Consider the following 11,968-nt stretch of genomic DNA (forward strand, 5'->3'; position numbering starts at 1 on the left):
ATTTCCGAACTGTTTTTAAGATTATTCTGATAATTTCTGCTGCGTCGGGAAAGAAATTCTTGTGATGTCAAATACATATTTTGGCAACCTTACTGGAATTAGCTACTATGAGTACATCTTGAATGAAACTGAATTTAATTGCATGAAGCTAAAGCCGGAATTGACTACAATAGTACATTGGTAGTCAAACTTTTTTCATTGCATAGTAGCTTGGCGTAAGTAAATGCAGCAACTAGCAATTTTCGGTGGCACATTTGACCCAATTCATTGGGGACACTTATTTGTAGCTGAAGCAGCTTTACATCAAGTACCGCTAAAACAGGTAATTTGGGTGCCATCGCTCAATCCTCCTCAGAAACAAGCGGCTTTGTTTGAGCATCGGGTAACAATGCTACAACTAGCCACAGAAGATAACCCAGGGTTTACGGTCTCACTAGTAGAGGCAAATCGTTTTGGGACTTCTTACGCGATCAATACTTTGATTGATTTATCTGCTGTATATCCAAATACTCACTGGTACTGGATTTTGGGTTTGGATACTTTCCAAACCTTACCCCGTTGGTATCGTGGATGCGAATTAGCACAAATGTGTGATTGGTTAATTGCACCCCGACTCCTAGATGGTGAGACCATAGCTCAAAATGAGTTAATCTGCAAGCAAGTAGAGCAACAATTAAAACAGCAGTCTGTCATCATTCGTTGGCAATTCTTGGATATACCCTTGATAGGAGTTTCGTCAAGCTTGGTTCGCAAACTTTGCTGCGTCAGCCAGTCAATTCGTTATTTAGTTCCAGAAACGGTGAGATTTTACCTTACCGACAACAACCTCTACTCAAATAAATCTGAATAAATTATGTGTTTTTTTATTGATTCAACACTTTATGGTTATATTTAATCCCCCCCTTTGCGATATGATTGGGGTCAACGATATCAACTTATAGGCATAAATACAGAGGGCAAGATACTGTGATTAGAGTTGCAATCAACGGTTTCGGGCGTATTGGGCGGAACTTTGCGCGCTGCTGGTTGGGTAGAGAGAATAGCAAAATCGACCTTGTCGCTGTCAATGACACATCAGACCCTAGAACCAATGCTCACCTGCTAAAGTATGACTCGATGCTAGGGAAGTTAAAAGATGTTGACATTACTGCCGACGATAACTCTATCATCGTCAACGGTAAGACGATTAAGTGCGTATCGGATCGCAATCCAGAAAACTTGCCCTGGAAAGATTGGGAAATTGACCTGATTATCGAAGCAACTGGAGTATTTACCAGCAAAGAAGGGGCGCTAAAGCATGTGAATGCTGGAGCTAAGAAGGTTCTGATCACCGCTCCTGGTAAAAACGAGGATGGTACCTTTGTCATAGGCGTAAATCATCACGACTATGACCACAACAAACACCACGTTATCAGTAACGCCAGCTGTACTACCAACTGCTTGGCTCCCATCGCCAAGGTGTTGAATGATAAATTCGGCATCATTAAAGGTACGATGACCACCACCCACAGCTATACCGGCGACCAGCGTTTATTGGACGCTTCTCACCGAGATTTGCGACGGGCACGGGCCGCAGCCATCAACATTGTTCCCACCTCTACTGGTGCGGCAAAAGCAGTGGCGCTAGTCATCCCAGATCTTAAAGGCAAGCTGAATGGCGTTGCCTTGCGTGTACCTACCCCGAACGTTTCAATGGTAGATTTCGTAGTTCAGGTTGAGAAGCGTACTATTACTGAAGAAGTAAACCAAGCTCTCAAGGATGCTGCTGAGGGGCCACTCAAAGGCATTTTGGACTATAGTGAACTGCAATTGGTATCTTCTGATTATCAAGGTACTGATGCTTCTTCGATTATTGATGCTAACTTAACTTTGGTTATGGGCAATGACCTCGTAAAAGTCATGGCTTGGTATGACAATGAGTGGGGTTATAGCCAACGTGTTTTAGACTTGGCGGAATTAGTGGCACAGAAGTGGCAGTAATTGTCATTGGTCATTAGTTTGAGACAAATGACAAAGGACTATTGACCAAAATGTTGAAATCCCTGACTAAGATGCAAAACTTGGTCAGGGAATTTTTTTTGCTGGTCGTGCAATATTGCTGTTGTTCCTGGTGTAATTTTGCCGATAATAGCTGCACCATGACCCAGTTGTTGTACTAATCTATCGGCTGGCTCTTGTGGTAAGCATAGTACTAATTCAAAGTCTTCGCCGCCGTATAGGGCATATTTCAGTGCTTGCTCTGGTGTTAACCAGTGGTCAAAAGCTGCTGGTAAGGGTATTTGCTCACGTTCTAGTATCGCACCAACACCACTGGCCCGGCAAATTTGGATTACAGCGTCTGCTAAACCGTCGCTGCTATCCATGCCAGCGATCGCAATCGGGTATTGTAGAGATTGCCAAAGGATTGGTAAAATATCTAGTCTGGGTTGAGGTCGTTGGTGTGCGTGGATAAGAGCTGTTTTCTCCTCATCGTTGAGGTTTTGTGCTAATTCGGGATGCAAGAGCAATTCTAAGCCAGCACGGGAGGCTCCATGAATGCCCGTAACGACGATCGCATTCCCCACAACGGCAGCAGAACGGCGGATAATCAGATTGGGGTCAACTTGACCGAAAGCGGTAATTGCAAGAGTAATGATTGGCGATCGCACGAGATCACCACCGACGATTGGTGTATTGTATTGTTGCAGGCATTCTGTCATGCCCTGGTATAAGCGCTCAACCCAACTGACGCTAACTTCGCCAGGTAATCCCAGCCCCACAGTAATTCCTATGGGCGTAGCACCCATTGCCGCTAAATCTGATAAATTCGCCGCCGCCGCTCGCCAACCAGCATCCTCCGGCGAAGTGGTGGCATTGCTAAAATGTACACCATCAATGAGCATATCAGTAGTCACTACTAAAGATTGTTCTGGTGTAGTTACAAGTACCGCCGCGTCATCCCCAACAATTTCTGAAGGACAGAAGCGTTGCAATTTTTCTAACAGACCTTGTTCACCAATATCTTTGACTTTAGTCATTTGTTAATGGGGAATTGGAATTGGGAATGGGGAATGGGAAATTATCTTTCTTCCTCGGCCTCCTCATCTCCTGGTTGGTGAGCGGAGTCGAACCACATCCCCCTCATCTCCTTCAAGTTAGGATAATGATATCGTCTAGGGGTCTGCTAAGATGCTCACTTCGCCAGTCACAAAACTTACATTTGAAGAGTACTTAACTTATGATGATGGCAGTGGTTTTCACTACGAGCTAGTGGATGGCAAGCTGGAATTAATGAACCCCCCAACAATTGAACATTTCTTAATTGCTAAATTACTGGAGCAACTGTTTGATGCAGAAATCAAGCGGTTGAGTTTACCTTGGTTGACTTTTAAAGAAACTGGGACGAGGACAGGAAAAAATAAGTCTAGGTTGACTGATTTGTGTGTGGTGACGCAGGAGCAAGCAAGAGAATTGATCAATGCATCAGCAGTATTTGAGTCACCACCATTACTGATTGTAGAGGTAGTTAGTCCAGATTCAATTAAGCGGGACTATCGCTATAAGCGGTCTGAGTATGCGGCGGTTGAAGTACCGGAATATTGGATTGTAGACCCGTTAGAGGGGAAAATTTCGGTGCTGTTGTTGGAAGAGGGATTTTACGAAGAGACGGTGTTTACTGCTGACCAGAAGATTGTATCGCGGATGTTTCCAGAATTAGCGATCGCAGTTACAGAAGTGTTTAATGCTGGGAATTTGTGAGCTAAGAAATTTCTACTATATTCTCGATCACGTCCAAAAAGTTTTCCAAAATTACAGATACATGATCATTTCGCCAAACAGCAACTATTTCTAATACTGGGGATTGCTCTTGTATCTCACAATAGAATACACCACTCCGTTGCAGATTTGTGACGTTAGCTGGCAGTAGCGAAATCCCCATTCCGCCTGCAACTAAACTTAAAACAGTTGATATCCATGCTGCTTCTTGTCTCACTCTTGGCTGAAAACCTGCATTTGCACAAAGACTATTAATTTGCTCGCGTAAGTTATGTAACAGGTGATCTGGTGGCAAGATAAATTGTTCATTTCTTAATTCTTCCAATTTAATGCTAATTCGTTCTGCAAAACGATGGTTTTTCGGTAAAACAATGACTAATCGTTCTTGCAAAATGAGTTTAGAAGTCAAGACATCATTATCGTTGTTGTTATTGATATTGTTCAAGTTATGTAAATGAAAGAAACCTAAATCTATTTGTTGGTGTTGTAATTTCTCAATTTGGTCGTAGGAAGCCATTTCATATAACATCAGTTCTACTGTCGGAAACTGCTCACGAAATGCTCTGAGTATGTCGGGTAATATGCTGTTGGCGATGGAGGTATTGATTCCTATATTTAGTTGTTCCTTTTCAGCACGATTTAATCGTTGACCTAATTCTACTGTTTGTTTAAATTGATTTATAATTTGACGGGCTGCTTGTAAAAATTCACTGCCAGCATTTGTTAATTGTAATGGGCGCGCTCTGCGTTGAAATATGTTGAACTCTAATCTTTTTTCCAGTAACTTGATTTGTCTACTCAAAAAGCCCTGATCAATTCCCAGATATGCAGCAGCGTTGTTAAATCCCTGTTGGTCATATACAGCGATCGCATATTGCAATTGCAGTAATTCTATTTCATCCCATCTGGCCATTTGTGAGTGCCTAAAGATTCTGCTTTTTTTGAGTATTATATAGCAATCATAAATTGCTTGTGAGAAATCAAATCACCGAAAGAGTCATCAAATGTTGTCTAAATAAGGTGAGATAATCATGGTTTTTCTAGATATTGTTGATGACAACAAAACCAATTGTCATAGGAAAACCAGAAATGAAACTTAGTAATCGCATCAATCGCGTCTTGATCGTAGGTGGAACTCATGGTAACGAGTTCACAGGAGCATATTTAATCAAACTATTTGAGCAGTTTCCTGAGTTAATTCACAGAGACAGTTTTGAAACGCTGACGTTGTTGGCGAATCCTCAAGCCTTCGCAGTTGGAAGACGATACATTGACAAAGATTTAAATCGATGCTTTTTGCGCCAAAATTTAGACGATGCAATGCTGTGTAGTTATGAAGAGTTACTAGCTAGAAACATTGATGATCTTTATGGACAAAATAGTAAAAGTTCTGTGGATTTTATCTTGGATTTACATAGTACAACCGCCAACATGGGTGTAACTATTCTTATTGATAATGAAGAACCATTTAATCTGCAATTAGCTGCTTATTTAAGTGATGTTCATCCGGCAATAAAAATTTATAGTTCTGGGAACTCTGGGCGTAGTCAGAATGCGCTGCGATCGCTTGGTAAATTTGGCATTGGTATTGAGGTCGGCTCTATACCTCAAGGTGTTTTGAATGCAGATTTTTTCCTAAAAACTCAAAGCATAATTTACACAATTTTAGACTACTTGGAACTGTGTAACGAGGATAAACTACCTGCATTTTCAAATACTTTTATTTTATACAAATACATAGAAGCAATTGATTATATAAGAAATGAATATGGAGAGATTACAGCAATGATTCATCCGCAGCTTCAGTTTAAAGATTATGAAGCTTTAAATTCTGGTGATCCTATCTTTTTAAGATTTGATGGTCAAATAATACCTTATGTAGCCAAATTAACTACATATCCGGTTTTTATTAATGAAGCTGCCTATTATGAGCAAGGTACGGCGATGTGTTTAACCCAAAAACATCAAATCACTATCTAGAGAATGTTGAAAGATAAATTTAAGTGTCTAACGCAACTTCATGGTCTGTCCCATTAAATTTGCGGGGCTGCTAGATCCCCAACTTTTTCAAAAAGTCGGGGATCTAACCATCGCTAACCACTCAAAACTATTGATTACGCTGCTTGGGGTGCAACTAAATTTTCGATGCCTTGGACGACTGTGGCTGATTCAATTTTGTCGCCTGCCTTTAATTGATCCAAAACTTCTTTGCCCTCAGTTAGATAACCAAAAACGGCATAGCGACCATCTAATAGGTTGCGTCCTGCTGGGGTGAGTTCAGGCTCAAAGAGGAAGAAAAAGAATTGTGAAGAACCACCATTGACGTCACCTTCAGGACGAGCCAGCGCCAAAGCACCAAAAGCCGAGAAAGGCAAAACTGGCATATCAACATAACGACCAGCTTCTTCTAAAGTAATCCCGTAGGTGGGCTGCTTGTCGCCTTCCACTAGGACTTCCAGAGGTATAGCACGGTATTTGTCCGTTTTGGGGTCAATGAAACCCACCTCTTTTCCTGGTGGGTCTCCGGTTTGCAAAACGTAAGATTCTTCTGAACGGGTAAATTCTAGACCGTTGTAAAAACCCCGTTGTACTAAATCCACAAAGTTGCCAGCAGTCACAGGAGTGCTGTAACCATCCACCACAACGGTGAGATTGCCTTTGTTGGTTTTAAAATCCACAGTAGCACGCCCTTTGAGTTGGGGAAGATTACTGTACTGAGCAGGGACTTCAAAGGGAAATTCCTTCACCATTGACTCTTCAAGCTGAGTGACAAGGTTCAGCAGTTTAGCTCGCTCTTGCAGAATTTGTTCTTTATCTTTGGTTTTCACCAATTCTTGTAATTTATCCACGCCAGATTTTAACTCAGCAATCCAAGCTTCGGCTTGAGGTTGGCGTTCTTGGAGAACACTTGTTAAGATTTGGGAGGGTTTATCAAGAACGCGGGATGCTTTGCTGATGTCTTTGGATATAGCACCCCACCGCTTATTGGCCCGCAGTTGGTTAGAGATATCTTCTAAGCTAGCTTGCAGTTGTCGTACAGGTTGATTATCTATCGGGAGTGCATATCGCAGTAAAGCCTTGCCATCAGTAATTGCATTCCCAGCTGGCAGAGCAGCATGACTGGAGGTAGTCCACAAAGCTGTAGTCATGCCTAAAAATATTGTCACCAGCAATGTGATTTTTAGGCTGTTCTTTAGCCAGGATTTTATTAGGTTAAACATGGGATAGCTCAAACGCAGCATCAAATTGTTGACTGGACGTAACCCATCAATCATCTTCCCACAGTAACAGTGCCTAGTGATGAGTGCTGAGTGCTGAGTTTTGACTAGGGTGTTGGGGAGGTGTGGTTCGACTCCGCCAACTAGGGGATGAGGGGGATGAGGGGGATGAGGGAGAAATTTTCTCCGCGTCCCCGCGTCCCCATTACCCCTAATCCCCACTGGGCTTCGCTAACGTGGCGGCTCTGAGTTCCCCATTCGCAATTCCCAATGACAACTGATAATTGACAACTGACCAATTATCCCCCTTGAAGGGTACAATAAATGCCGATTGTCTTCAAAAATTTGAAAGCTTCATGATCTCCAGTAACGATTTTCGACCTGGTGTTTCAATTGTGTTAGATGGTTCTGTATGGCGTGTGGTTGAATTCCTCCACGTCAAGCCAGGCAAAGGCTCGGCTTTTGTCCGAACTAAATTGAAAAATGTCCAGAATGGGAACGTTGTCGAAAGAACGTTCCGAGCGGGTGAAACAGTACCGCAAGCTACTTTGGAAAAAAGCACGATGCAGCATACCTATAAAGAGGGTGATGAATACGTCTTTATGGATATGGAAACCTATGAAGAAGGTAGATTGAGTGCTGCACAGATTGGCGATCGCGTCAAATATCTCAAAGAAGGTATGGAAGCCAATGTCATTCGTTGGGGCGAACAAGTATTAGAAGTAGAACTGCCTAACTCCGTAGTTCTGGAGGTTGTACAAACAGATCCTGGTGTAAAGGGTGACACGGCTACAGGCGGTACAAAGCCAGCTATTGTAGAAACTGGGGCAAGTGTGATGGTTCCTTTGTTTATCTCTCAAGGAGAACGCATCCGTATTGATACCCGCGATGATAAATACATGGGCAGGGAGTAAATTTCGTCTCCATTGAGATGTAATTACCGATTTCAATCCCTATATAGGGATTAAATCCCTGCCACACATAAGATTTTAGTTTACGGAATAGGTCGAGGTAATAAAAACTGTGCCATTGGACTTTAATGAAATCCGCCAACTATTGGTAACTATCGCACAAACGGACATCGCAGAAGTCACGCTCAAAAGCGACGACTTTGAACTCACGGTACGTAAAGCTGTGAGTTTTGGCAATCATGCAGTGCCGGGAAACCAAACGACGTTAGGTGGTGTGGTTGGTTCGGGATTGACATCGGTTTCACCTATAGGAAACCAGACAACTGCAAATACAGTCACTGAGGTGGCAACAGCAGCTCGTGTTTTTGATAATGCTGCTGGTGGGGCACAATTGCAGTTGTCAGCAAATACCACCTCTACAATTGATAAGCGCTTAGTAGAGGTGGCTTCTCCTATGGTGGGAACATTTTATCGCGCTCCTGCTCCGGGTGAAGCACCATTTGTGGAAGTAGGCGATCGCGTCCGTAGTGATCAACCAGTCTGTATCATCGAAGCTATGAAGCTGATGAACGAAATTGAGGCAGAAGTCTCCGGACAAGTCATGGAAATTTTGGTGCAAAATGGCGAACCGGTAGAATATGGTCAGCCTTTGATGCGAATTAACCCTGATTAAGTATTAATCTATATATGAAATGAGTCATTGTTAAAATTGTCAGTTCTTGCGGGTCAATTCTGATGAAACAAGCGTTGCCTGTACCGGAGGAAGTGGTGCAACAAGTAGCTGAATACTTCAGCCTATTAAGCGAGCCGATGCGCCTGCGGTTGTTGCACCTACTGCGGGATGAGGAAAAATGCGTGCAAGAGTTGGTAGAAGCAACACAAACGTCTCAAGCGAATGTGTCAAAACACCTCAAGGTAATGTGGCAAGCCGGAATCCTTAGCCGTCGTAGTGAGGGGACTTGTGCTTACTACCGGGTAGAAGACCAAATGATTTTTGAATTGTGTAATCGGGTTTGCGATCGCCTTGCCACAAGGTTAGAACAGCAAGCCCGTAATTTTCGCATATTGAATGGTAAAAGGTAAGTTGGTTGTCATTTGTGCTTTGTCTTTGGTCATTTGTTAGATTTTACTCATTTACAACCAATAACCAATGACTAATGACCAATAACTAAAGCGGATAGTTTTGCTTAAAGCTTTCACGAGTTAGTGGTTGTTCTAAATCTACGCCTTCACCGCCTAAAACATCCAACTGTTTACCGTTGACTGCAATGTAAACTTTGGCTTTGGGATTTAAAGTTGTGGCGGTGTAAACAACTTGTCCGACTCTACCTACCATTGAGGTACTACCGCCGCCACTGGTAAAATCTTCAGATAAATCAACGTGAACCTCATCATTTTCTACTTTCAACCCCAGCAGTTTAGTTCCTTTGGGGATGGTGGTAGAGTCTGCTTCTGCTTTTGGGCCTGCTAATAAACTTTGAAAAGCTTTTTCTAAAACTTGGCTAGGCTGTACAGCCGCTACTTGAACTGGCTGAGGAACCAAATCCACAGTTGTTTGTCTTGGCCTGAGCCAATAAATATTGGCTGTTTGCTCATTACCTTGTTGTGCGGTTGATGGCTGCTTTGGTTGGCTAAGACTTTGCGAGGGGCTTGATGGTGTGGGGCTATTGTTGGAATTCAAAGTAAACCAAGCCACGCCGCCACCCGCCGCTACAACCGCAGCTGAGACAGCTCCAATCACAGCTGAAGAAATACGATTAGGGTTAGATCCTTGTTGGTCTTTCATATTCAAAACCTTCTATAAATGAGGGCTGAGATGTTATCTGTTTGAGGAGAAGCGTGGTTAAGGACGATACTTATGAGTGCAGAGTTTCCTGAAATGGGGAGTAGGGAGTGGGCTTCGACTCCGCTCAGCCCACGGGGAATGGGAATAAAGATTTTTATGGTCTGTTGCTTTAATTCTAGAATTTGTATTTCTAATGCGTCACCTGCCTAGTTATGTAAGTTTTGGGGAATGGGGACGCGGGGACGCGGAGAAAATTTCTCCCTCATCTCCCTCATCTCCCCCATCTCCCCCATCTCCCTCATCTCCCTAGTCTCTAGCTACTGCCGCTGTAATCCACTGCTTGATTGTAATTACAACTTGATCAATGGCAATTTCTTGAGATTTGCGAGTTGCTCTTTCTACAACTTCGACTTTGCCGTTGGCGATCGCTCGCCCTGTTACAATCCGATAGGGGATGCCTATCAAGTCGGCGTCTTTGAATTTTACTCCCGCTCGTTCGTCACGGTCATCAAGTAAAGTTTCAATTCCCGCTTGATTGAGTTCGACGTGGAGTTTTTCGGCTGTTGCCACTTGTTGAGCGTCGTTAATGTTAGGAATTGTAACTATGGTGTGGTAGGGTGCGATCGCCACTGGCCAAACAATCCCATCTTGATCGTAGGATTGCTCAACAGCTGATTGTGCTAATCGTGACACGCCAATACCGTAACAACCCATAATCAGTGGTTTTTCTTCACCCTGTTCGTTGGTATAAGTTGCTCCCATAGCTTGAGAATACTTGATACCTAGTTGGAAGATGTGACCTACTTCGATGCCACGGGCGCTTTGTAGGAGTTGTTCGGGGTTGTGGGTGGCGCGATCGCCTGGTCTTGCCTTACGTATATCTACTTTTAGCTCTGGTAGCTTAAATTGCTCACCCCAATTAGCGCCAACGACATGATAACCAGTCTCATTTGCACCTGTAACAAAGTTTTTTAAATCAATGGCTGTCTGATCCACCAATCGAATAAATTGAGCATGAATCTGTTTACCGCCAGCTATATATTCATCTGCGATGTCGGGTGCAATGTAGCCTAGAGGTAGAGATTTTGCTGTCCATGTTTGCTGTGTTTCTTGATTTGGCACACTCAAAGCAATAATAGTTTTGGCATCATAATTGGCGGCTAACTTGGTCAATTCGTTCTGCAACTTGACCTCATTTACTTCTTGATCGCCACGGATGCTTACCAAAACTAACACCGTCATGCCGTTATCATAAACTGTTTGGTAAAGGACATTTTTAACTAATTGAGTGGAAGAACATTTGAGGAGTTGACACACCTTTTCTATCGTCTCTGTTCCAGGTGTATCGCGTTTCTCATAGCTTGTAAACCGTGAGAGTTCGGCATCCGCTGGTAAAGAAACGGCTTTTTCGACATTGGCGGCATATTTGCCATCTTCGGTGTAGAGAACTTCGTCTTCTCCTGCGTCTGCTAACACCATAAATTCTTGAGAACCAGAACCGCCAATTGCGCCTGAGTCGGCTTCTACTGCCCGGAAAGCTAAACCAGAACGGCGCAGGATATTGCTGTAAGCCTGATACATATCTTGATAAGTTTTTTTCAGGCTGTCTTCATCGGCGTTGAAAGAATAGGCATCTTTCATGATAAATTCTCGTCCGCGCATCAACCCAAAGCGGGGGCGGATTTCATCGCGGAACTTGGTTTGAATTTGGTAGAGTGTTTGGGGTAGCTGACGATAGGAACGAATCATATCACGAGCGATCGCTGTAACCACTTCTTCGTGAGTCGGGCCTAATCCTAATTGTTGCTCGCGGCGGTCAATCAAGGAAAACATGATCCCTTCAGCTTTAGTATAAGTATCCCAGCGTCCCGATTCTTTCCACAAATCAGCGGGTTGTAATTGCGGTAAGAGACATTCTTGTGCGCCTATGGCGTTCATTTCCTCTCGCACGATTTGGGAAACTTTTTGCAGTACTCGCCACATCAATGGTAAGTATGCATAAACTCCGCTACCGATGCGACGGATGTAACCTGCACGGAGTAATAATTTATGGCTGGGAATTTCTGCATCTGCCGGATCATCCCGCAGTGTAATTAATAACATTTGTGATAGTCGCATCGTTTAGTCCTTTTCCAGAATTACTAATTTCTATATCAACTAAAATATCTTGAAAATGGGGGGTGGAGAGTGGAGAGTAGGGGAAGGTATTTTCATACTATTGTTGTGGGTTATTTTTAATAGCATTCAGAGGGAGTGGCGATGTGGGAGTAGGGAGTAGGGAACCCACGCCTTAAGGC

12 protein-coding genes are annotated in these 11,968 nt (G+C 43.3%); 7 read left to right on the forward strand and 5 right to left on the reverse strand.

Features of this window, described 5'->3' with window-relative positions; genetic code table 11:
* Positions 1 to 223: 223 nt before the first annotated feature.
* Positions 224 to 850 carry a nicotinate (nicotinamide) nucleotide adenylyltransferase gene (nadD, locus tag AC5JMF_RS12400; protein ID WP_495796019.1) on the forward strand — a complete coding sequence of 209 codons (627 nt, stop codon included), beginning with the start codon at positions 224 to 226 and terminating at the stop codon, positions 848 to 850.
* 116 nt (positions 851 to 966) lie between these two features.
* Positions 967 to 1,980 carry a type I glyceraldehyde-3-phosphate dehydrogenase gene (locus tag AC5JMF_RS12405; protein ID WP_495796020.1) on the forward strand — a complete coding sequence of 338 codons (1,014 nt, stop codon included), beginning with the start codon at positions 967 to 969 and terminating at the stop codon, positions 1,978 to 1,980.
* Between the two features lie 38 nt (positions 1,981 to 2,018).
* Here the strand turns inward: AC5JMF_RS12405 and thiL are convergent, their stop codons facing one another.
* Positions 2,019 to 3,017: a thiamine-phosphate kinase gene (gene thiL, locus AC5JMF_RS12410; protein WP_495796021.1), complete on the reverse strand. Its 999-nt coding sequence runs from the start codon at positions 3,015 to 3,017 to the stop codon at positions 2,019 to 2,021.
* Between the two features lie 151 nt (positions 3,018 to 3,168).
* On the opposite strand from thiL, the gene AC5JMF_RS12415 reads away from it, so the two are divergent.
* Positions 3,169 to 3,738 (forward strand): Uma2 family endonuclease, encoded by a 570-nt coding sequence (locus AC5JMF_RS12415; RefSeq protein ID WP_495796022.1) that lies wholly within the window; start codon positions 3,169 to 3,171, stop codon positions 3,736 to 3,738.
* A gap of 1 nt (position 3,739) precedes the next feature.
* On the opposite strand, the gene AC5JMF_RS12420 is transcribed toward AC5JMF_RS12415, so the two are convergent.
* Positions 3,740 to 4,669: a LysR family transcriptional regulator gene (locus AC5JMF_RS12420; RefSeq protein WP_495796023.1), complete on the reverse strand. Its 930-nt coding sequence runs from the start codon at positions 4,667 to 4,669 to the stop codon at positions 3,740 to 3,742.
* Positions 4,670 to 4,809: 140 nt separating this feature from the next.
* Here AC5JMF_RS12420 and AC5JMF_RS12425 point away from each other — a divergent pair, with 140 nt between their 5' ends.
* Positions 4,810 to 5,736 (forward strand): aspartoacylase, encoded by a 927-nt coding sequence (locus tag AC5JMF_RS12425; protein WP_495796024.1) that lies wholly within the window; start codon positions 4,810 to 4,812, stop codon positions 5,734 to 5,736.
* 134 nt (positions 5,737 to 5,870) lie between these two features.
* Here the strand turns inward: AC5JMF_RS12425 and AC5JMF_RS12430 are convergent, their stop codons facing one another.
* Positions 5,871 to 6,998 (reverse strand): peptidylprolyl isomerase, encoded by a 1,128-nt coding sequence (locus AC5JMF_RS12430; protein ID WP_495796032.1) that lies wholly within the window; start codon positions 6,996 to 6,998, stop codon positions 5,871 to 5,873.
* A 332-nt stretch (positions 6,999 to 7,330) separates the two neighbouring features.
* On the opposite strand from AC5JMF_RS12430, the gene efp reads away from it, so the two are divergent.
* The 3 genes from efp (at position 7,331) to AC5JMF_RS12445 (ending at position 8,968) form a co-directional block, all read left to right on the forward strand.
* Complete coding sequence (efp, locus tag AC5JMF_RS12435; protein ID WP_495796025.1) at positions 7,331 to 7,888, forward strand: elongation factor P; 558 nt, start codon at positions 7,331 to 7,333, stop codon at positions 7,886 to 7,888.
* 109 nt (positions 7,889 to 7,997) lie between these two features.
* Complete coding sequence (accB, locus tag AC5JMF_RS12440; RefSeq protein ID WP_495796026.1) at positions 7,998 to 8,558, forward strand: acetyl-CoA carboxylase biotin carboxyl carrier protein; 561 nt, start codon at positions 7,998 to 8,000, stop codon at positions 8,556 to 8,558.
* Positions 8,559 to 8,620: 62 nt separating this feature from the next.
* Positions 8,621 to 8,968, forward strand: coding sequence for an ArsR/SmtB family transcription factor (locus AC5JMF_RS12445; RefSeq protein ID WP_495796027.1), 348 nt, complete (start codon positions 8,621 to 8,623; stop codon positions 8,966 to 8,968).
* 85 nt (positions 8,969 to 9,053) lie between these two features.
* Here the strand turns inward: AC5JMF_RS12445 and AC5JMF_RS12450 are convergent, their stop codons facing one another.
* Together AC5JMF_RS12450 and AC5JMF_RS12455 are read right to left on the reverse strand one after the other, a co-directional pair.
* Positions 9,054 to 9,671: a GerMN domain-containing protein gene (locus AC5JMF_RS12450; protein ID WP_495796028.1), complete on the reverse strand. Its 618-nt coding sequence runs from the start codon at positions 9,669 to 9,671 to the stop codon at positions 9,054 to 9,056.
* Positions 9,672 to 9,977: 306 nt separating this feature from the next.
* On the reverse strand, positions 9,978 to 11,789 hold the full coding sequence (locus AC5JMF_RS12455) for a proline--tRNA ligase (RefSeq protein ID WP_495796029.1): 1,812 nt from the start codon (positions 11,787 to 11,789) through the stop codon (positions 9,978 to 9,980).
* Positions 11,790 to 11,968 lie beyond the last annotated feature (179 nt).

It is taken from the genome of Desmonostoc vinosum (assembly GCF_059505385.1).

Coding starts and splice junctions, on each gene's coding strand:
- nadD (WP_495796019.1), top strand. CDS start 224: ATGCAGCAACTAGCAATTTTCGGTGGCACATTTGACCCAATTCATTGG.
- thiL (WP_495796021.1), bottom strand. CDS start 3,017: ATGACTAAAGTCAAAGATATTGGTGAACAAGGTCTGTTAGAAAAATTG.
- AC5JMF_RS12415 (WP_495796022.1), top strand. CDS start 3,169: ATGCTCACTTCGCCAGTCACAAAACTTACATTTGAAGAGTACTTAACT.
- AC5JMF_RS12420 (WP_495796023.1), bottom strand. CDS start 4,669: ATGGCCAGATGGGATGAAATAGAATTACTGCAATTGCAATATGCGATC.
- AC5JMF_RS12425 (WP_495796024.1), top strand. CDS start 4,810: ATGACAACAAAACCAATTGTCATAGGAAAACCAGAAATGAAACTTAGT.
- AC5JMF_RS12430 (WP_495796032.1), bottom strand. CDS start 6,998: ATGCTGCGTTTGAGCTATCCCATGTTTAACCTAATAAAATCCTGGCTA.
- efp (WP_495796025.1), top strand. CDS start 7,331: ATGATCTCCAGTAACGATTTTCGACCTGGTGTTTCAATTGTGTTAGAT.
- AC5JMF_RS12445 (WP_495796027.1), top strand. CDS start 8,621: ATGAAACAAGCGTTGCCTGTACCGGAGGAAGTGGTGCAACAAGTAGCT.
- AC5JMF_RS12450 (WP_495796028.1), bottom strand. CDS start 9,671: ATGAAAGACCAACAAGGATCTAACCCTAATCGTATTTCTTCAGCTGTG.
- AC5JMF_RS12455 (WP_495796029.1), bottom strand. CDS start 11,789: ATGCGACTATCACAAATGTTATTAATTACACTGCGGGATGATCCGGCA.